Origin of the sequence: Maribacter litoralis (assembly GCF_902506355.1) — a bacterium.
Lineage (GTDB): Bacteria > Bacteroidota > Bacteroidia > Flavobacteriales > Flavobacteriaceae > Maribacter > Maribacter litoralis.
Window position 1 is genome coordinate 1,097,629 of record NZ_LR733271.1, and the last position, 21,784, is coordinate 1,119,412.

A 21,784-nucleotide genomic window follows, 5' to 3' on the forward strand; every position below is an offset into this window, starting at 1 on the left:
TCTGTATTTATTATCATATATTAAATTTTAAATCTAAAGCCCGCATAAAACATTCTCCCCATAATGGGAGCGAACACTATTGTGGTATCAAAATTTGGACCAAAAGGATCATTAGCTCCTAAAACAGGGTTGTCTTGCTGTACTTCAGATAGGTTTTCACCACCTAAATATACCTCTACATTTTTTGAAAATACTTTGGTTATTTGAGCATTCATAAGGCTGTAAGGTGACGAATATTCCCTTAACTGATATTGCTCGGGATTACTATTTGTATCTGGCAATCGTTTCTCTCCTACTCTATGTAAGGTATAATCGAACTTCCATTGCGACCCATTCTCCTTAGCCTCTGTTTCATATCCTAAATTAACAAAAAATCTATGTTGTGCCAGTAAGGGTTTTTGAAGGTTTCCGCTATTATAATCTGTTGAAACATCATAGAATTTATATGACGTTCTTAAATTCAACCTACTTAACAGCTCATAATTTACCTCAACCTGAAAACTTTTTGCACTACTGTCACCATCCAAATTATAAAAAGAAACTTCTTGAGGATTTTCCCAATCTACGATTACTTGATTTTTAAAATCGGTGATGTAGTAATCTAAGGTAATATCTCCTTTTTTATTCAAAAAATTAAATCCTTGTAAAAAGCTAACTCCATAGTTCCAGGCATCTTCTGGCTCCAAACCATAAACCTCGCCATCTGAACTTGCAATATTGATTGTTCTGGTAGAGCCAAATAATTGCTGATTCTCGGCAAAAATATTAGCAGCTCTTTTACCTCTACCGAAAGAGCCTCGCAAACTCCCTTTTTCCCAAGGGGTATACCTAATATGAAATCTAGGCGTAACAAAAGTTCCCAATCTATTATGATTATCTACTCGCAAACCCGCAGTAAGGCTCACTTTCTCTAAATTCTCATAACTATACTCCATAAAGGCACCCACAGACCTATCTACCCTAGAATAATCCGTTGAAGATACCATTTCATCATAACCGTCATAGGCAAAAGTAATTCCGGTTTTAAATTTATTTCTGGTATCTCCAATAATGGAATTAAAAATTAAGTTGCTGTACAAACTTTCATGGTTGATATCATAGGTTCGAAAACCAAAATAAGAATCTTGTTTATGCAAACTATACGATGTCTGAAACCCTAAGCTTTGAAAGGGTAATTCTGGAAAAACATAGCCCAGTTTTAAAGAAGTATCAAAACGACGAGTGTCTATCTCACTACCCCAGGCGTTAGTGGTAAACTTATCTGTATCGGGATTAAAATCCACTTGCCCCACTTGTTTTTCATCGTTTAGAAATCGAACATTGAAAAAACTTACCCATCCTTTTTCAGCGTCTTGATATTGCCAACGGTTCATCACATTTAATTGATCTGCCAAAGGGGCATCTAAAAATCCGTCGTTGTTATTATCTTCTTTTTGTGTCCGCTTATTTCCATGAATATACAAACCTGTACTCCACTTGTCGGTTAACTTTCTATTGAAATGTGTATTTAATTCATAACGGCCATTTTGATTGGCATAACCATTTACAAAAACAGCTTTATCGGTTAAAGGTTTTACCAGCTCGGTATTGATTTGACCAGAGATACTTTCATAGCCATTAACCACACTACCCGCTCCTTTTGTAATTTGAATACTTTCTATCCACGTACCGGGTGTAAAAGTTAGTCCGTATGCCTGAGATGCCCCGCGAACCATAGGGATATTCTCTTGGGTTATCAATAAATATGGACTGGTTAAACCCAGCATTTCGATTTGTTTTGTACCTGTTAATCCGTCTGAAAGATTTACATCAATTGCAGGATTTGTTTCAAAGCTCTCTGCCAAATTACAACAAGCGGCTTTTAACAACTCCGCACTATTTACCGTAATTACGTTTTGCGGACTAAAATACGTCTTCTGTATAGCATCACGTTCTTGCTGAACAACTACCTCATCTAATTCATTCGATGATTTCAAAGCAATTCGGATAGTTTTAGGCTCATTAATCGTTAAGGTATCCGATTGAAACCCTACATAACTAATTATTAATGTATTGAATTCCTTTGTATACGGAATAGAAAATTCACCGTCAAAATTAGTGACCACACCCGTTTGGGAGTCTTGCCAGTAAACGCTGGCACCAGATAATCCTAAAGCATTTGCACCTTCAGAATCTAAAACCACACCCTCTACTTTTTCCTGTGAAAAGCCAAAAAGGGGCAGCATTGCCATTATAAGTATAATTATATATTTATTCATTATTTTTTATTCGATCTAAGTAAATAATTTTAAAAATCAAGAAAGCACGTAAGTACTTTTAACTGTTTGCCAATGATTTACAATCGAAAAAAATCCAAACCCTGAAAATGAACTGATTAGATATTACAGCACATGTATGTGCTTGTAAAATAAATTCCTATTTAAGTTTAAAAGGACAGCTATGATTTATCGTATTGTACAACCCAATGACACAATCACTTTAAATCAAATTAGAAATACTTGATTAAGAATATTTAAATCCTTTATCAGTATTGGTGGAGGATAAAAATTATGAAGAATTTCCTTTTCTGCACTATCAACAAACAAGCCTAAGTAAGCAGTTGTAAAGGAGTATAAAAATAGTTGTTGAGAATAATCTAAATCCGATTTATGATTAGATAAATCGTCTTGCCCTTGCAAAGTAAAAGCTTCATCGTCACAGCATGTTTTCTTTACTTCTGCTGCATCATCACCCAATAAAGACAAACCGGCTTTCATACCACAATCTTCTGCATGGGTAAATAAGGCGACATCCATTACCCGCCCCATGCACAAATGTTTTTCAACAGTCCACGAAACCGTAGACAGCAACAATAGCAAAGCCATTGTAATTGAAAAAAAACTATGTAGCAAATTTTTCATTGCTGCAAAGTTAACAATTATAAATTTCCAATGTTTAAAATCCACTTTTTTAACGATATCACGTAATGTTCTCTATGCAAACCGCGCTAAAATCGAAAAAACCGAACACCAATTATACGATTACATCGCTTTTTAAGTTAAAAATGTTAAACACATTAACATTATAACCATTAACTAAATTTAAAATCATGAAAAAACATGTAAGACACGCATTTTTAATATGCTCTATCGCTCTTTTTATAGGGAGTTGTAGTTCTGACGACGGATCAATTTTTGATACCCCATTGCCAGATGACACTACAGGAGATGATGGCACCGATGACACTGATGAGCCAGAAGTGGCAACAATAGTTTTTAACGAAGCTGTTCCTTCTTCAAATATTACAACAGCCTCTGCTAGCGGAGAAGCCGGCACAAATGTTACCGGTAGAGTTATTTTTACTTCAGACGCTACCACACAACGTAGAATGTACATTACCCAAAATTATTTAGGACAAGGAGAAATGCCTTTTAGTTCTTTTGATTTGGTAAGTGATGATTTAACCAAAGCTTTAAAAGCCGATGGTTCTATTGACTTAGATGGCGCCACTAAGAAAGAAATCGATTTTTCTTTTCCTCTTCCAGTGCCAGATATTGAAAATGGAGAGATTGTATATTCCTTCTGGACAACTACCGGAAAAGGTGACTTTAGAGATAGCTCAAAAAGATTGGCTTTAGGTGTAGGTCAAATTACGGTTACCGTAGGTACGGGCACCAATCCTGTTGCTGCCGTTAGGGAATTTACAGATATAAAACTATTTGCACCGGCACAAGATGGAACAACAGAATCTTTCTTTTCGCTATTGAACGAAACCGTTTATAGAATTAATGTAGGCCCTGAGTTTAGAGCATTTTGGGATTTTGGATACTACTACGGAGCTTCTGGTAATTCTGCTGGTGATAACGCTTCTTTTGCTTCTACGGAACAATATGATAATTCTTTTGGATTTGCAGTAGAAGGACTTCAACCTGGCGCAGACGAAGAAAATGCAGAAACAGAAACATTGAACCAAATGTTCTTTGCAAGTTCAACTACTATAGATGTTGCCGCTTTTGATGCTATTACCCTAAATAGTGAATTAGACTTCATTGCAAGCTCAAGCTCGCAAAACATAACCAACCTAAGTGTAGGTGATATTGTAGAGTTCGTTGATAACTACGGCAAAAAAGGCTTAATTAAAATTACCGCCATTGAACCAGGTTTTAACAATAACGATTTCATTGAATTCGATGTTAAGATCCAACCATAATGGCAAATCATAATTTTTAGTTTTAAAAAGAGGATGTTTAAAAACATTCTCTTTTTTTGTTTTAGCACACACCGTCACATGACAACAATATGTATTTTTGTAAAAAAAAGTAATGTTCGAAGCACTTCGCCCTCAAGTAAGTTCCATAATAGATTCAAACAAAACTCCAGATGCCAAAATGCTAGCCATTTGTGAACTTCTAAAAGCTGAAATACCTCACTATGACTGGGTAGGCTTTTATTTTAAAAATGGAGACAAAAGAGAACTAAAACTTGGGCAATATGCAGGTACCCCAACTGACCATACCATAATTCCTTTCGGAAAAGGCATTTGCGGACAAGTAGCCGAAAGTAATGAAAATTTTGTGGTACCAGATGTACAGGCGCAAGACAACTACATTGCCTGTAGTATTACCGTGAAATCAGAAATAGTTGTACCTCTATTTTTAAACGGTGAAAATATTGGTCAAATAGACATTGATTCTAATACTCCCGACCCTTTTACCAAGGCAGATGAGACCTTTTTAGAATTCGTAAATTTTGAAGTAGCCAAAATTCTTTAAAACTTTAGCCTTTTTGTTGATAAACTAGCTCATTTTATAACTGCAAAAAAATTACTTTTGCTTGCTTATTAAAAACATTTAAGCATCATACAATGAGCAGTGTAAAAAAAGCGTCTTCAGCCTTAATTTCAGTTTTTCATAAAGACGGATTAGAGCCAATAGTAAGAAAATTTCAAGAATTAGGAATCACTATTTACTCCACTGGAGGAACCGAAAAATTCATAACTGATTTAGGAATTGACGTTGTTCCCGTAGAAGACGTAACTAGCTACCCTTCTATTTTGGGAGGAAGAGTAAAAACCTTACACCCAAAAGTATTTGGTGGTATTTTAAACAGACAAGACAACGAAAGTGATGTTGCCCAATTGGCCGAGTTTGAAATTCCACAGATAGACATCGTTATTGTTGATCTATATCCGTTTGAAAAAACAGTAGCTAGTGGTGCACCAGAACAAGATATCATTGAAAAAATCGACATAGGCGGTATTTCCCTAATACGTGCAGCAGCCAAAAACTTTAAAGATGTAACCTGTGTTTCTTCAATGGAAGATTATGCAGATTTTCTTGAGGTTATATCTGCAGATAACGGAAACATCAGCTTAGAGGACAGAAAGCGTTTTGCCGCTAAATCATTCAATGTTTCCTCTCACTACGATACTGCTATATTCAACTACTTCAACCAGAATCACGATTTAGCTTCTTTAAAAATCAGCGAAACTTCCGGTAAGGTATTACGCTATGGAGAAAATCCTCATCAAAAAGGATTCTTCTTTGGCGATTTTGATGCTATGTTCTCTAAACTGCACGGTAAAGAACTATCATACAACAATCTATTAGATGTTGATGCAGCGGTAAACCTAATGCTAGAATTTAAGAACGACGCTCCCACTTTTGCAATTCTAAAGCATAACAATGCTTGTGGATTAGCACAAAGAGACACATTACACCAAGCTTATGTTGACGCTTTGGCCGGTGATCCCGTATCTGCATTTGGCGGTGTTCTTATCAGCAACAAAGAAATTGATAAGGCTACCGCAGAGGAAATTCACAAATTGTTCTGTGAAGTTGTTATAGCCCCAAGCTACAATACAGAAGCATTGGAAATCTTAAAAGGCAAGAAAAACAGAATAATCCTTATACAAAATGAAGTTGAAATGCCAGAAATGCAAGTAAGAACTTGTTTAAACGGTATGTTGCTTCAAGAAAAAGACCATAAAACAGATACGGTTGCAGATTTGACCAATGCAACAGATACAAAGCCAACAGATCAAGAGTTAGAAGATTTAATTTTTGCTTCTAAACTTTGCAAGCATACAAAATCGAACACCATTGTTTTAGCCAAAAACAAACAACTTTGTGCAAGCGGTACCGGACAAACCAGTAGAGTCGATGCATTAAACCAGGCAATACACAAAGCGCAATCATTTAATTTCGACCTTAAAGGTGCGGTTATGGCAAGTGATGCTTTCTTCCCTTTCCCTGACTGTGTGGAAATTGCGGACAAAGCCGGGATCACCAGTGTAATACAACCTGGCGGATCAATCAAAGACCAATTAAGTATAGATTATTGCAACGAACACAAAATTTCAATGGTGATGACAGGCACACGTCATTTCAAGCATTAATTTCATTACTTTTGTCGATGAAATACACCCTTTTATCTAAAATTTAAACATCACATATGGGATTTTTTGATTTCTTGACCGAGGAAATAGCTATAGATTTAGGTACAGCGAACACCCTTATAATTCACAACGACAAGGTGGTTGTTGACAGTCCGTCAATTGTTGCCAGAGATAGAATTAGCGGCAAAATTATTGCAGTTGGTAAAGAAGCCAATATGATGCAAGGAAAGACCCATGAAAATATAAAGACCATTAGACCATTGAAAGATGGTGTAATTGCAGATTTTGATGCTTCCGAAAAAATGTTGATGATGTTCATTAAGAACATTCCTGCATTAAAGAAGAAATGGTTTCCTCCAGCATTGCGCTTGGTAATTTGTATACCAAGTGGAATTACAGAAGTGGAAATGCGTGCGGTAAAAGAATCTGCAGAACGTGTTAATGGTAAAGAGGTGTATTTGATCCACGAACCTATGGCGGCAGCTATTGGTATCGGCCTAGATATTATGCAACCAAAAGGTAACATGATCGTTGATATAGGTGGTGGTACCACTGAAATTGCCGTAATTGCCCTTGGAGGTATTGTTTGTGACAAATCTGTAAAGATTGCAGGTGATGTTTTCACAAATGATATTATTTATTACATGCGTACACAGCACAACCTTTACGTTGGTGAAAGTACGGCTGAAGCAATTAAGATAGAAATTGGTTCTGCAACAGAAGATCTTCAATCTCCACCAGATGAAAAATCTGTACAGGGTCGTGATCTTTTAACCGGAAAACCAAAACAGGTTCAGATTTCTTATAGAGAGATAGCTAAAGCCTTGGATAAATCTATATTACGTGTAGAAGATGCGGTAATGGAAACCTTATCTCAGACGCCACCAGAATTGGCTGCCGATATTTACAATACAGGTATATATCTTGCAGGTGGTGGTTCTATGCTACGCGGACTTGATAGAAGATTGTCTCAGAAAACCGATTTACCTGTGTATATCGCAGAAGATCCGTTACGTGCAGTTGTTCGCGGTACAGGTATTGCCTTAAAAAATCTAGAACGTTATAAAAGTATATTGATCAAGTAAGAAGTTCTTTTTTAAAGAATAACTTTTTAACTTCATGGTAAACATCCTTTAGCAAAGTTCAAGATCCATTTATAAGTCATTAAATGATGAATTTTCAAGTTAAATCTTGAAAGAACTTAGCTTATAACAGTTAATTTTAAATCTCGATTATAGAGTAAAAATTTAGAGGTGAATGCAGCAGATCATAAATTTTTTAATTAGGTATAAGATTTTCTTGCTATACCTTTTTTTGCTCTTTATTTCTTTCATTTTTACCTTTCAGTCGCACTCGTACCACCAATCTAAATTTTTAAACTCTTCTAACTACATCACCGGAAGTATTTATACATTTTCAGATAATATAACTTCCTATTTTGGTCTAAGGGAAGAAAACAATAGACTTGTTGAAGAAAATAAGCGACTTAGAGATAGGTTATTCAACAACGTTTTGCTACCCTCGTCAACAATAGATTCCACTTCGGTAGATTATGAGGTAACAAGGGGGCGTGTCATCAATAACAGCTATGCCGATCAGCGTAATTATATAACTATCAACAAAGGTAAAAATGACAGTATCGCCCAAGATATGGGGGTTATTACCGATAAAGGTATTCTTGGCATTGTAGAAAATACATCGAACAATTTTGCGACCGTTCAAAGTATTTTAAGTGATAAGTCTACCATAAATGCCAAAATCAAAAATTCCAATCACTTTGGCTCTTTGGTCTGGGAAAACACCACCGACTACAATGTAGTTCAGCTTATAGATATACCAAGATTGGTTCCATTAACCATAGGCGACACCATAGTTACGGGGGCAATGAGCAGTATTTTCCCAGAGAACATACCTATTGGAACCATTAAGAGTTTTGACTTGGACAATTCTAAAAGTTTCTATTTTATTAACGTAGAACTGTTCAATGATATGACCAATATTGGCAATGTATATATTATTAGAAATTTACACCGTAAGGAAGTTTTAGAATTAGAAGCAGAAACAGAAGCCAATGATCAATAGTACGTCTTTTTTAATTGTGCTCCGATTTATTTTATTGGTGCTGGTACAAGTACTGGTGTTCAATAAACTGAATTTCTTTGGCTATATAAACCCCCTCGTTTATATTCTTTTCCTTTACTGGTATCCTATTAAACAAAATAGAACTACCTTTATAATACTATGCTTTTTCTTAGGACTTTGCGTAGACACATTTTCTGATACACTTGCCATAAACGCCGCAGCTACAGTAACCATAGCTTATCTTAGACCAACCATTATGCGTTTTGTTTTTGGTGTCAATTATGAATTTCAAAGTTTTAAGTTAAACAATAGCACAAAGGCACAACAATTTACGTTTTTAGCGTTATTGATTATAATACATCACTTGGTATACTTCACTTTAGAAATTTTCAGCTTTTCGAACAGCTTGTTAATTTTGCAGAAAACAGTAGTAGTGGGTATTTCCACATTGATATTAGCCATTTTGTTCAGTACGTTATTCAGCTCTAAAAAAGAATGAGAAAAATTCTTTTATCAACTATAATCATTGTCATAGCAATTACCTTTTTGGGAAGGCTATCCTATTTGCAAATATTCAGTTTTTCTGCAGATCAGGTTTTAGATGACCCTGCTATTAAGGCAATTTATGATTATCCTGAACGTGGTTATATCTATGACCGTAATGGTGAGTTATTGGTAGGTAATGATCCTGCCTATGACGTTATGGTTATCCCAAGGGAAGTAAAACCTTTAGACACTTTAGAATTCTGTGGATTATTGGGCATCGACAAAGAGAAATTCATTCAAAAACTAAAAAAAGCTAGGGTTTATTCCCCTCGTCTTCCTTCAGTTTTAGTACCACAACTCTCCAAAGAAGATTATGCCAAGCTACAGGAGAAAATGCGAAAGTATAAAGGCTTCTATATTCAAAAAAGATCTTTACGCTATTATGACACTCCAAGTGCAGCTAATGTACTTGGCTATATTAGTGAGGTTAACGAAGGTGACCTTGCCGTTAACAAATACTACGTTCAAGGTGAGCTCAAGGGCAGAACTGGTGTAGAGCGTTATTATGAAGATCTGTTGAGAGGCAGAAAAGGTGTACAGTATATTCAGAAAGATAGGTTTAATAGAGATATTGGTCCGTACAAAAACGGTGCTTTAGATACTTTACCTGAACAAGGAAAGCAAATCAGCATTACTATTGATAAAACACTTCAGGAGTATGGCGAAACATTAATGCACGGTAAAAGAGGAGGTATTGTAGCTATTGAACCCGCTACCGGTGAAATTCTCTCCATGATTTCCGGACCAACTTATGATCCAGCATTATTGGTCGGAAGAGAACGTTCAAAAAATTATACCAAACTTTATAATGATACAATAGCAAACCCAACTTGGGACAGATCTATTCACGCACAACAACCACCGGGTTCTCCTTTTAAAACACTAAATGCCCTTATTGCATTACAAGAAGGTGTTTTAGATGAAAACACTACTATACAGTGTTATCACGGATTTTATGTGGGCAGAAAAAAAAGAGGCTGTCACTGTGGCGGTGGCTTACGAAACCTGAACAGTGGAATTTCACAATCATGTAATGCTTATTTCGCTGGTGCATTCAGAAAAATATTCGAAAAATTCGAAACTACCGATGAAGGCATGGACGTTTGGGAAAAGCACATGCGTAGCTTTGGTCTGGGCGATTATTTAGGATACGATTTACCTTTTGGTCAAAAAGGCCGTATTCCCAGTAAAGAATACTATGATAAGTGGTATGGCGATAATAGATGGAGCTCTTCTTATATTATTTCCAACTCTATCGGACAAGGCGAAATATTGGCAACACCTGTTCAATTGGCGAATATGACCGCAGCTATTGCTAACAGAGGGCATTACTTTACCCCTCACATCTTAAAGAAAATTGAAGGGAAAGATATTACAGAGCCTAAATTTACAGAGGCCAAACATACTACAATTGATAAAAAACATTTTGAACCAGTGGTACAGGGTATGGCCGATGTATACAAAAGTGGAACTGCAAGATGGTTACAAATACCCGGAATTGAAGTTGCTGGTAAAACCGGTACCGCAGAAAATTTTACTAAAATTAACGGGGTACGTACACAATTGACAGATCACTCAGTTTTTGTAGCATTTGCACCTGTAGATGACCCTAAAATCGCCATCGCCGTTTATATTGAAAACGGATATTTTGGATCTAGATATGCTGGCCACATAGCTACTTTAATGATTGAAAAATACCTTAAAGGTGAAATCACATTGAAGACCCTTGAAAAGAGAATGCTTGAGAAAACATTAGAAGCTGAATACGCGAAACCCTACAGTGGGGAAGAGTTCAAAATAAATGAGCGTGTCTGGTAGAAGTATACTTAAAAGAATAGATTGGCTAAGTGTTTTTATCTATTTAGCACTGGTACTCATAGGATGGGTCAATATCTACTCCAGCACATTTACCGATGATAGCAGCTCCATTTTCGATATTAGTACCAGATATGGCAAGCAACTTTTTTTCATTGGCGTAAGCTTAGTTACTATTGTCGTAATCCTCGCCTTGGAGGTTAACTTTTACGAAAGGTTTTCTAGCTTGTTCTACCTCATTTCAATGGTTTCCTTACTTGGCTTATTCGTATTCGGTAAGACCATTGCAGGCGCAACTTCTTGGTACGACCTTGGCTTTTTTAATCTACAACCTTCAGAGTTGGCCAAAGTAACTACAGCTCTGGCTCTTGCAAAATATTTAAGCGATATACAAACCGATATTAAAAGGAGAAAAGATCAATTCTACGCCCTAATGATTATCATTGTACCCGCTCTATTGATCATACCTCAACCAGATCCCGGTAGTGCCCTGGTATTCTTTGCCTTGATATTTGTAATTTTCAGGGAAGGTTTACCCCTCTATTATTTGGTTGTAGTATTAAGTCTAATACTCGTATTTGTTACAACACTAATGTTCGGTACGGTTTGGCTTATTATTGGGCTTGTATTACTAACCATTATATTGTTCGCCCTTAAAAGAAAAACCTTTAAAATTCCGGTTATACCACTTGGGCTTACCTTTGCCGCTGTAATACTATTTTCACTGTCGGTGAATTTTGTATTCAACAATGTTTTCGAACAACGCCATAGAGACCGTTTTAGTCTTTGGCTAAGACTTGAAAAAGACCCTAAAAAGCTAGAGCAAATTAGAAAGTCTATTGGATACAACACCTATCAATCTGAAAAAGCTATTGAATCTGGTGGACGATGGGGAAAAGGATTTCTTGAAGGTACACGTACCAAGGGTGATTTTGTACCTGAACAAGACACCGATTATATATTTAGTACCGTTGGTGAAGAATGGGGATTTTTAGGTACCTCAACCGTGATCATTTTATTCTCGGTTTTATTTTTAAGATTGATTTCATTGGCCGAACGGCAGAAGAATGCCTTTGCCAGAATGTACGGTTACGGCGTAATATCAATCTTACTTATTCACTATTTTATAAATATTGGCATGGTAATAGGTATTCTACCAACCATTGGTATTCCGCTACCTTTCTTTAGTTATGGTGGATCTGGGCTGCTATTCTTTACAATTCTATTGTTTATTTTCTTGAGACTAGATACCAACAGACTAAAAGAAGGTTATTAAAACTTCCAACCCACAGTATTTTTACTTCCTTCAAAAACCTTTTGCTTCTCTTTTGGCAATTGATTAAAAAAATCGATTCCTGTAGCCTGTTCAATATCGTCTACCGAAACGACAAAATTTCTAAGCGTTGTAAATTGAGGCTTATTCGGTATCAAAAAGGAAAGGCTATAAATCTTATCACCCTTCTTTCTAACTATTATTTTATAGAATGTATTGGGAACATCAACATCTTCATCTCCTATTTCTTCTAAGCCACTTTCGAGCACTCCACCAGTAAATATATACAAAGTACCGTATTGCTTTGCCCAACGCCTTGTCTGTTGCTCTAAGTCGTTCCAAATACCGGAATTGAACTCTCTATCTTGCGGACTTATATTACTTGTATAAAAGGTTTCATTATACGCTTGTAATGAAAATCTGCGATCACCCGCCGGCACTAAATGACCACGATCATACCCAGACCCTTTATAATTACGCCAATCTGCAGACTTGGATGTCACGTACGGATCTTCTATAAAATAAGGTCGCTTTCTGTCATCATAGGTTAAGTGGCTTTTATCGAGAACGTAGGCTACCCACTCCGCTTGTTCAAAAGGTTCATTATACGATAAGGTAAAAAAAGAATGATTTACAATTTCACCGGTCGTAGACTCGGGCAGTAGTTCTTTTGGAAAATTATTAGAACCAACTTCATTATTGTTATTTGAATAGGTAGCCGGAGTATAAAAATTTTCAAACAACCAAAAGCCTACAATACACACAAGAATTAGAATACTATAAATAGTACTATTTTTTTTACGGTATGCCATGCGCCAAAATTACCGTAATTTTGTAAGAACTAAGGCATTTTACCGACCAATAAAACCAGTATTATAAAGTCTAAACGAAAGGATAATTATGATGTTAACTTGGAAAGATGTTATTCATTTTTCAGTGAATGGTAACCCTAAGCCCGACAGACGGGTTGAAAAAACAGAACAGGAATGGAAAGAAATTCTAACATCTGAGCAATTTAGAGTTACCCGTAAAAAAGGTACGGAGGCACCACATTCCGGAGCATTATGCACAGTACACGATGCCGGTAAATATGAATGTATTTGTTGTGGCACCTCTTTATTCGATTCTACTATAAAGTTTGAATCTGGCACGGGGTGGCCAAGTTTTACGCAACCCATAAAAGAAAACGCCATAAAGTATCATAAAGATACTTCTTATGGTATGATACGAGTAGAGGTAATGTGTAATACTTGCGATGCCCATTTGGGTCATGTTTTCCCCGACGGACCGGAACCAAGCGGATTACGCTACTGTATAAATTCTGAATCTATGCAATTAGAAAAGGAGGAAACTCATGGATAACACAAATCTAGAAATTGCAACTGTTGGTGGTGGCTGCTTTTGGTGTACAGAAGCGGTATTTCAAGAGGTAAAAGGTATTCACAACGTGGTATCTGGATATACTGGCGGAAAAGCTCCTGGAAGACCCACCTATAGAGAAATCTGTTCAGGTCTAACCGGTCATGCAGAGGTGGTTCAGGTTACTTTTGACCCATCCATCATTACTTATGAAGATATTCTTATCATCTTTATGACCACACACGACCCAACTTCACTCAATAGACAGGGTGCTGATGCCGGCACTCAGTATAGATCCGTTATTTACTACCACGATGACGAACAACAGAAGAAAGCAAAAATAGTACTTGATGAAATGCTAGTGGTTTACGACAAGCCTATTGTAACAGAATTAAGTCCATTAGGTATATTCTATGACGCAGAAGATTATCACCAAGATTATTACAAGAACAATTCTGAACAAGGGTATTGCCAAGTGGTCATAAATCCGAAATTGACCAAACTTAGACAGTTACACGCCGATAAACTATTATCATAAATTGCATTTCGGTCTACCTTTAACGAAATTCAATTCATCTATAGCAATTTTCCATTCACCTATGAAATATTTAAAGATTTCATAGGTGAATTTATTTTTGGGTCATAATAATCTTAAAACCTACTTATTATGAAATCTCAAAAAACATTCTATTATATTGCTTTAGGTCTTTTTAGCATAGCCGTAATCGGATCCATAATCAACTCCATCATAAATTTTGAGACAGTTGCAGATACATTCTCAAAACTTGGTTATCCAACATATCTTATATACGTTTTAGGCGTTTGCCAATTTATAGGCTTAGCCATGATTTTAATAAACAAATCTCACTGGGTACTAGAGTGGGTATATGCCGGCTTTTTCATGAACTATACACTTGGCGCTTTGGCTCATTTAGCTATAAAAGATGGTAATGGTGCTTCTGCCGTAGTATGTATTGTACTATTGTTCGTAACCTATATTCAAAGTAGAAAAATACGAAACACGAATAATGAACTAGAAGCATTTGGCAAGCCAGAATTCGTTAAATATATCTAACTCAAATCAACAAAAAAGCCGCTACAATTTCATGTAGCGGCTTTTTGTATTTACAATACTTTATTAATTTTTTACACTAGCTAGTTTACCTTGCTTAATGTTGTTCATCTTTAAATCTTCTAAAACATTTACCGCTTCCTCTACATAAACATCCTTTGCCAAATTCTTATGCCATCTATTACGTTTTTCACGTAAGACAGAATCTTTGGTAAACAATTCCTCCTCATAACCTAAAGATTGAAAGGTAAGTTTAGAATCATAATCGGTTAACTTTTTGAAATAATCAGATTGTTCTTTATCCTTGATTTTCTCTTCTTTATACGTATCATAGTTCAAAGAAATTTCTGTTTCGTCCTGCTCGGCCTTTAACCATTTGGCATTTTCTTCGATCAACTTAATTTGAGGACTGTTTGCCATACGTTTTTTACTATCGGCAATCGTTTTCTCATAGTCGATATAACCATCCCAAGGCTTATAATCCGCTGGGGTAATTTTGTCCCAACCTAAAGGATTGGATTGATCTCTTTCTCCTAAATCAATATAACTATATCTATCTGGAACAATAATGTCACTCTTTACACCTTCTAACTGGGTAGATCCACCGTTGATTCTATAGAACTTCTGAGTAGTGATTTTAATTGCACCCAAATCGCCATGCTCATTACTACGCAACATATTGTTCAATGGTATAACGTTCTGTACAGTACCTTTACCAAAAGTTTGTTTGCTACCAATTACAACAGCTCTTTTGTAATCTTGCATAGCAGCTGCCAAAATCTCACTAGCAGAAGCCGATAATTCGTTTACAAGAATTACCAATGGACCATCCCACTGTATTCTTTCATCCTTATCATCATATACGTCTTTACCCTTATCCTTAGAACGAACTTGAACAATAGGACCATCTTTTATGAAAAGACCTGCCATTTCAACAACCGTTTTTAATGATCCACCTCCATTATCACGTAAATCAAGAATTAGGCCTTCCATGCCTTCATCCTTTAAACGTTCAACTTCTTTTGCAACATCGGTAGCTGCATTTCTTTCACTATAATCATTAAAATCGACATAGAATTTCGGCAAATTAATGATTCCGAATTTTTCTTGACCTTTAATAATATTTGCAGATTTTGCATAAGACTCTTCCAATTCAACTACATCTCTTGTCAATGAAACCACATCTAGAGAACCATCTACTTTTCTTACCGTAAGGTCTACAACAGTACCTTGCGCTCCTTTTATCAATTTAATGGCATCGTCTAAACGCATACCAACAATATTGATAGGCTCTTCTCCATTTTGACCAACTTTTATAATTTCGTCACCTACTTCTAATCGTTGATCTCTCCAAACTGGTCCGCCAGAAATGATCTCAACGATTTTTGCACCTTCAGGTTTTTTCTGAAGTCTTGCCCCAATACCTTCAAACTTACCGGACATGCTGGTATCGAATTTTTCTTTTTCTTCTGGAGCAAAGTAAAATGTATGTGGATCAAACTCGTCTACAATTGTATTAATATATTGTACAAACCAATCCTTACGTTCTAAATCACCAACAAAATCAAAAAACTCATCTAACGTTGCTTCTGTTGACTTTCTTGACGCCTCTTCGGCTTCTTTTGGAGTCTTTGCCACTTTACTATCATCCCCTTCTGCACCATCTACTTCACCATTCTCTATTTTAGAAATCTTAGAGTCGTAAGTACCCAAGGTTGCATACTTCAATTGCTTTCTCCAACGTTCTTTAAGCTCTTCTCTATTAGCGGCAAAAGGTTCTTCATCATATTTTATACTGATGCTTTCATTTTCAGAATAATCAAAAGGTGTTTCTAAAACCTCTTTATAAATTTCCTTCGCATCGTTCATACGCTGTATCAATCTTTCATGCACTACATTAAAGAAAGTGATATCGGTATTCTTAATCTCATCATCAATTTGATATTTATACTTTTCAAACTCCGCAATATCCGAAGCTAAAAAATATCTTTTGGTGGGATCAATAACATCTATGAAGTCTTCAAATACATGTACCGAAAAATCATCATTTAGAGATTTAGGCTCATAATGCCCTTTTTCAAGTACATAGGTTATTAAATCTAACAACAATTTATCCTTGTCATCATTTTCAAAATTCTTATTGGTAAAACTGCACGATGCCACTGCCGCTAACATCAATAACAGTACGTAGGCTAAATTTCTTTTCATAAAATTATCTTTTACTTTCCTTTTCAATATCTCCGAATTTGAGGGTTTACAGTAGCAGTAAAAGCCACTTAAACCTCTAAGGTAAAGAAAAAACCATGCCATTTAATGGGGTTGGAATTAATTTTTTGTTAAACGGCCAACGGAACATATCATATTTAAAAACGTATTTTTACTACAGAAAGTATACGCTATGGAAAAACCATTGATTTTAGTTACCAACGATGATGGTATAACCGCACCAGGGTTACGCATGTTGATCACCATCATGAAAAAAATTGGAGATGTTGTGGTGGTTGCACCAGATAGTCCGCAATCTGGTATGGGCCATGCCATCACCTTAGATACCGCCCTATTTTCCAAGAAAATGAGAATAGACCTTGACAATGACGATATTGATGAATATAGCTGTAGTGGCACACCCGCTGATTGTGTGAAGTTGGCATTACAAGAACTACTACCAAAAAAACCCGATATCTGTGTTAGCGGTATCAACCACGGGGCCAACTCTTCTATAAACGTTATTTATTCTGGTACTATGAGTGCTGCTATAGAAGCCGGAATTGAAGGTATTCCAGCAATCGGTTTCTCTCTTTGCGATTATAATTGGGATGCCGATTTTACTCATGCGCAAGATTTTATTGCCACCATAGTTACCCAAGCCTTGGAAAATGGAATTCCTAAAAGAACGGTTTTAAATGTCAATATTCCGAAGCTTGAAAAGAAGGATATCAAAGGAATTAAAATCTGTAGACAGGCAAAAGCTAATTGGAAAGAAAAATTTGATAAGCGCACCAACCCAATGGGCAAAGATTATTATTGGCTTACGGGAGAGTTTGAGCTTTTGGACAAAGGAGAAGATACAGATGAATGGGCTTTGGCAAACGGCTATATCTCTGTAGTACCCACTCAATTTGATTTAACAGCGCACCATGTTATTCAAGAATTGAATACTTGGAGTCTTTAACGTATAAAATTATTTAGAAGAAACACTTTAAATGAATACCAAAAAAGAAATAATAATCGGTTTTATAGTAGGTCTAATTGCCAACACCATTGGCACATTATTATACATTCTTTTATTTTCCGATTTAAGTATAACCGAAACTTTTGAAGCAGCCGTTGCACAAGAACACATTGGTAGTCTATTAGCTTTAGGTGCCATTCTCAACTTAATTGCCTTTTTCGGGTTTTTAAAAATCAAAAGAGACCATAGGGCAAAAGGTGTATTGATCGCCACCATTTTAACCGCTTTTATAATCTTATATTATAAAATCTTCTAGAATGAAATACTACATTATTGCCGGTGAAGCCTCGGGTGACCTACATGGATCCAACCTAATTAAAGCGATCATTGAACAAGACAATGATGCCGAGATAAGATGTTGGGGCGGTGACCTAATGCAGCAAGCTGGCGGAACATTGGTAAAGCACTATAAAGAGTTAGCTTTTATGGGGTTCCTAGAGGTGATCATGAACCTGAACGCCATTTTTAAAAACATAAAGTTCTGTAAACAAGATATTGCAGCATTTAAACCCGATGCCATTATTTTTATTGACTATTCGGGATTTAATTTACGCATCGCCAAATGGGCAAAAGAGCATAATTTCTTAACCAATTATTATATATCTCCGCAAATATGGGCATCAAGAGAAGGTAGAATCGAAAAAATCAAAGCTACTGTTGACCACATGTACGTTATTCTGCCTTTTGAGAAAGAATTTTACGAAAAGAAACATAATTACCCAGTACACTTTGTGGGCCATCCCTTACTAGATGCAATTGCCAATAGACCGGTATTAAACGAAAGTGATTTTAGATCTCAAAATAATCTCGACCCGAAAAAACCTATTATCGCCTTACTACCCGGAAGCAGAAAGCAAGAGGTTCAAAAAATGCTTAGCTTAATGCTTTCGCTTACTAATGATTTTGCGGACCATGAATTTGTTATTGCAGGTGCGCCTAGTCTTGAAAAGGATTTTTATGATACGTTTTTAAATGATGCCAATGTAAAATTCATTCAAAACAAAACTTATGATTTGCTTTCTATTTCTAAAGCCGCCCTTGTTACTAGTGGTACGGCCACACTAGAAACAGCACTGTTCAAAGTGCCACAGGTAGTTTGTTATAAAGCTAATTGGATTTCTTATCAAATTGCAAAACGTATTATTACACTAGAATATATTTCTTTGGTCAACCTAATTATGCAAAAAGAAGTCGTTAAAGAATTGATACAAGACGATTTTACCAAACAAAATTTAAAAAAGGAACTTGCCTCTATCTTGAATGGCAAAGAAAGAACTGAACAACTATCATCTTATAATGAGCTTATTGCAAAATTAGGGGGTTCTGGAGCTAGTTCGAATGCTGCCACGTTGATCATTGAAAATGCCAAAAATGCTTAGGTTTATATATTTTAGAAAATAATTCTATAATTTTGAAGTTACTCGTATTATAGTGTACACCTTTTTATATGCGTAAACTGCCATTCTTTCTTATTATTTGCTTTTTAGCCAGTTGTGGGGCTAAAAAGAGTACTAGTTCTGATAAAGAAAGAACAATATCTGTGGCTGCCGCAAATAATGAACGAACAGGTAACACAACGCAACCTTCTAATACAGATACACGCAGAGTTGCAACAACTACGACTGCCAATACCAAAGCTGACGAAATTATCAATACCGCACTTTCATTTGCGGGTACTCGATATAAATTTGGAGGTACCACTAGAAAAGGGATGGACTGTTCTGGGCTTTTATACGTTTCTTTTGGGGAGCATGATGTTCAATTACCACGTACCTCTTTTCATATGGCGGAAGAAGGCCATAGAGTAGCGGTTAAACATATTGAGAAGGGAGATCTGTTATTTTTTAAGACTACCAGAGGATCTAAACGTATTAATCATGTTGGTATGGTGGTGGGTACAGATAATGATGAAATAACTTTTATTCACGCATCAACATCACGTGGTGTTACCGTTTCTTCGTTAAGAGACGGTTTCTGGAACCAAGCATTTGTAAAGGCTACAAGAATTTTATAACATGAAGCTCTTAGCGTTTATCCCCATTAGATTAACGCTTTTACTCATTCTTGGAATTTTAATAGGTTATTTTTTTACGTTCAACTTACAGTATCTACAGATATTCATCATCGTTCTTTTTCTTGTCCTCGCGGCAATCTTTTTGTTTGAAAAGAATACGAAATCAATTTTATTCGCAATAGTTTCCGCCATATTGTTTGTATCCATAGGCACTTACTGCTATACTAATGCCCAACCTATCAATCATAAAGATCATTATACCAAACGTACTTTCACAGACCATGACATTTGGAACTTAAAAATCAAAGAAGTTTTAAAACCAACCCAGTATTCTTTGCGGTACTACGCCACCGTTAAAAGTATTGGTACGCACCCAACAAACGGTACAATTTTAATTAGCATACCGAATGACTCATCTATTGCCAGTTTAAAAATAGATGACGAACTAATGACTTATTCCAAAATAGAGATTATAGCGTCACCTTTAAATCCACATCAATTCGATTATAAAAATTATTTAAAAAGTTTAGGCATTTATCATCAAATGAGAATAAAACCTAGGCAATTTACAATTACCCCAACCGCTGAAACCTCTTTAAAAGGAATTGCCGCCAAGGCGCGAAACCATATCATCGCCAAACTTAAAAATGAAAATTTTGGGAAGGATGAACTAGGTGTAATTCAAGCCTTATTGTTAGGGCAACGATCAGAAATATCGCAAGAGACCTATACCAATTACCAAAAAGCCGGAGCTATACATATTTTAGCCGTTTCTGGGTTGCACATTGGTATTCTACTATTATTAATACAAATTTTATTAAGCCCTATAAAACAGTTACCCAAAGGCAGAACAATTATTTTATTGTTATCAGTGATACTATTATGGGGGTTTGCATTTTTGGCAGGGCTCTCTGCCAGTATTATACGCGCCACCACCATGTTTTCATTTGTTGCCTATGCACTGTACTTAAATAGACCTAGCAACACTTTTAATATACTGGCATTATCGATTCTTTTCATCCTATTATTTATTGATCCCAATTTATTATTTCAGGTTGGTTTTCAAATGAGCTATGCTGCGGTTTTCGCCATACTTTGGATTTTCCCTTTATTAAAAAACATATGGTATCCGAAGAATAAAATAGTTCGATATTTTTGGCAATTACTGTGTGTAAGCATTGCCGCTCAACTTGGGGTTTTGCCAATAAGTTTATTCTATTTTCATCAATTTCCCGGTCTTTTCTTTATCTCTAATTTGGTTATCGTACCCGCTTTAGGCCTGATTCTTGGAATGGGTATTTTGGTAATTTTTCTCTCCCTCATAAACTGGCTACCATCACAAATAGCATTGATATATAATGATATTATCTGGTTAATGAATTCTCTTATTGCATGGGTGGCACAACAAGAAAGTTTTATTTTTAAAGCTATCCTTTTCGATTTTATTCAATTGATTCTCTCATTTACCGTAATAGTATTGGGACTTGAACTTTGGGCTAAATTTAATTATAAATGTTTGGTACTGTTCTTTACCGGTATTATTTGTTTTCAAGGATATACCATATATCAAGAATATGAAGCCAATGAAAAAATAGAAGCTATTGTACTACATAAAACCAAAGAACGAATTATTATAAATAGAAACGGAAAAAACCTATCTATCTTGAATGATGGTAACAATCAAACGAATTATCTCATTACAGGATATACTACGGCAGAACGTATACGTACAATTCGTTTTGATACTTTAAAGAACAGCTATCTTTTTAAAGATGAACCTCTGATAATAATTGATAGCACTGGTATTTACCCGCCATCTCCTTCCCATAAAATACTTCTTACACAATCTCCCAAAATAAATTTAGACCGGTTAATAGATAGTATTAAACCCAGCGAAATCATCGTAGATGGTAGCAACTACAATAGTTATGTTGACCGATGGAAAGCAACCTGTATAAAAAATAAAATCCCTTTCCACTATACAGGTGAAAAGGGAGCTTATTATTTAGAATAAA

Annotated in this window: 20 protein-coding genes; 16 read left to right on the forward strand and 4 right to left on the reverse strand. The window is 35.9% G+C overall.

What is annotated here, in order from left to right:
• Nucleotides 1-20 precede the first annotated feature (20 nt).
• Nucleotides 21-2,258 carry a TonB-dependent receptor gene (locus tag EXIGUO8A_RS04550; protein WP_159302098.1) on the reverse strand — a complete coding sequence of 746 codons (2,238 nt, stop codon included), beginning with the start codon at nt 2,256-2,258 and terminating at the stop codon, nt 21-23.
• Nucleotides 2,259-2,483: 225 nt separating this feature from the next.
• Nucleotides 2,484-2,900 (reverse strand): HYC_CC_PP family protein, encoded by a 417-nt coding sequence (locus EXIGUO8A_RS04555; protein ID WP_236564432.1) that lies wholly within the window; start codon nt 2,898-2,900, stop codon nt 2,484-2,486.
• 188 nt (nt 2,901-3,088) lie between these two features.
• Here EXIGUO8A_RS04555 and EXIGUO8A_RS04560 point away from each other — a divergent pair, with 188 nt between their 5' ends.
• From EXIGUO8A_RS04560 to rodA, 8 genes are all read left to right on the forward strand, one after another.
• Nucleotides 3,089-4,189, forward strand: a complete 1,101-nt coding sequence (locus EXIGUO8A_RS04560) for a hypothetical protein (RefSeq protein ID WP_159302099.1) — start codon at nt 3,089-3,091, stop codon at nt 4,187-4,189.
• A 112-nt stretch (nt 4,190-4,301) separates the two neighbouring features.
• Complete coding sequence (locus EXIGUO8A_RS04565; RefSeq protein ID WP_159302100.1) at nt 4,302-4,751, forward strand: GAF domain-containing protein; 450 nt, start codon at nt 4,302-4,304, stop codon at nt 4,749-4,751.
• Nucleotides 4,752-4,843: 92 nt separating this feature from the next.
• Entirely contained in the window at nt 4,844-6,376 is a 1,533-nt protein-coding gene (gene purH / locus EXIGUO8A_RS04570) for a bifunctional phosphoribosylaminoimidazolecarboxamide formyltransferase/IMP cyclohydrolase (protein ID WP_159302101.1), read from the forward strand.
• 56 nt (nt 6,377-6,432) lie between these two features.
• On the forward strand, nt 6,433-7,461 hold the full coding sequence (locus tag EXIGUO8A_RS04575; RefSeq protein WP_027066022.1) for a rod shape-determining protein: 1,029 nt from the start codon (nt 6,433-6,435) through the stop codon (nt 7,459-7,461).
• A 172-nt stretch (nt 7,462-7,633) separates the two neighbouring features.
• Nucleotides 7,634-8,458, forward strand: coding sequence for a rod shape-determining protein MreC (gene mreC, locus EXIGUO8A_RS04580; RefSeq protein ID WP_159302102.1), 825 nt, complete (start codon nt 7,634-7,636; stop codon nt 8,456-8,458).
• Entirely contained in the window at nt 8,448-8,957 is a 510-nt protein-coding gene (mreD, locus tag EXIGUO8A_RS04585) for a rod shape-determining protein MreD (RefSeq protein ID WP_116771103.1), read from the forward strand. Before mreC ends, mreD begins: the two co-directional genes overlap by 11 nt.
• Entirely contained in the window at nt 8,954-10,822 is a 1,869-nt protein-coding gene (mrdA, locus tag EXIGUO8A_RS04590) for a penicillin-binding protein 2 (protein ID WP_159302103.1), read from the forward strand. The genes mreD and mrdA overlap by 4 nt, the downstream gene beginning before the upstream one ends.
• A complete protein-coding gene (gene rodA / locus EXIGUO8A_RS04595) occupies nt 10,806-12,095 on the forward strand; it encodes a rod shape-determining protein RodA (protein WP_407658172.1) in 1,290 nt (429 codons plus the stop codon). Before mrdA ends, rodA begins: the two co-directional genes overlap by 17 nt.
• On the opposite strand, the gene EXIGUO8A_RS04600 is transcribed toward rodA, so the two are convergent.
• The gene (locus EXIGUO8A_RS04600) at nt 12,092-12,904 is read right to left on the reverse strand and encodes a DNA/RNA non-specific endonuclease (RefSeq protein ID WP_159302104.1); all 813 of its coding nucleotides are present in this window, start codon (nt 12,902-12,904) and stop codon (nt 12,092-12,094) included. The genes rodA and EXIGUO8A_RS04600 overlap by 4 nt on opposite strands.
• Nucleotides 12,905-12,995: 91 nt before the next feature.
• Between EXIGUO8A_RS04600 and msrB the strand changes: the two genes are divergently transcribed.
• From msrB to EXIGUO8A_RS04615, 3 genes are all read left to right on the forward strand, one after another.
• A complete protein-coding gene (gene msrB, locus EXIGUO8A_RS04605) occupies nt 12,996-13,454 on the forward strand; it encodes a peptide-methionine (R)-S-oxide reductase MsrB (RefSeq protein WP_159304397.1) in 459 nt (152 codons plus the stop codon).
• Entirely contained in the window at nt 13,447-13,989 is a 543-nt protein-coding gene (msrA, locus tag EXIGUO8A_RS04610; protein ID WP_159302105.1) for a peptide-methionine (S)-S-oxide reductase MsrA, read from the forward strand. Before msrB ends, msrA begins: the two co-directional genes overlap by 8 nt.
• A gap of 129 nt (nt 13,990-14,118) precedes the next feature.
• Nucleotides 14,119-14,526 carry a DoxX family protein gene (locus EXIGUO8A_RS04615; protein ID WP_116771108.1) on the forward strand — a complete coding sequence of 136 codons (408 nt, stop codon included), beginning with the start codon at nt 14,119-14,121 and terminating at the stop codon, nt 14,524-14,526.
• Nucleotides 14,527-14,589: 63 nt separating this feature from the next.
• On the opposite strand, the gene EXIGUO8A_RS04620 is transcribed toward EXIGUO8A_RS04615, so the two are convergent.
• Nucleotides 14,590-16,731: a carboxy terminal-processing peptidase gene (locus EXIGUO8A_RS04620; RefSeq protein WP_159302106.1), complete on the reverse strand. Its 2,142-nt coding sequence runs from the start codon at nt 16,729-16,731 to the stop codon at nt 14,590-14,592.
• 190 nt (nt 16,732-16,921) lie between these two features.
• On the opposite strand from EXIGUO8A_RS04620, the gene surE reads away from it, so the two are divergent.
• The 5 genes from surE (at nt 16,922) to EXIGUO8A_RS04645 (ending at nt 21,783) form a co-directional block, all read left to right on the forward strand.
• On the forward strand, nt 16,922-17,695 hold the full coding sequence (gene surE, locus EXIGUO8A_RS04625) for a 5'/3'-nucleotidase SurE (RefSeq protein WP_159302107.1): 774 nt from the start codon (nt 16,922-16,924) through the stop codon (nt 17,693-17,695).
• Nucleotides 17,696-17,726: 31 nt separating this feature from the next.
• Nucleotides 17,727-18,011: a hypothetical protein gene (locus tag EXIGUO8A_RS04630; RefSeq protein ID WP_116771110.1), complete on the forward strand. Its 285-nt coding sequence runs from the start codon at nt 17,727-17,729 to the stop codon at nt 18,009-18,011.
• A gap of 1 nt (nt 18,012) precedes the next feature.
• Nucleotides 18,013-19,134, forward strand: coding sequence for a lipid-A-disaccharide synthase (gene lpxB, locus EXIGUO8A_RS04635; RefSeq protein ID WP_159302108.1), 1,122 nt, complete (start codon nt 18,013-18,015; stop codon nt 19,132-19,134).
• A gap of 68 nt (nt 19,135-19,202) precedes the next feature.
• Nucleotides 19,203-19,769: a C40 family peptidase gene (locus EXIGUO8A_RS04640; RefSeq protein ID WP_159302109.1), complete on the forward strand. Its 567-nt coding sequence runs from the start codon at nt 19,203-19,205 to the stop codon at nt 19,767-19,769.
• Between the two features lies 1 nt (nt 19,770).
• On the forward strand, nt 19,771-21,783 hold the full coding sequence (locus EXIGUO8A_RS04645) for a ComEC/Rec2 family competence protein (RefSeq protein ID WP_159302110.1): 2,013 nt from the start codon (nt 19,771-19,773) through the stop codon (nt 21,781-21,783).
• Nucleotide 21,784: the final 1 nt, after the last annotated feature.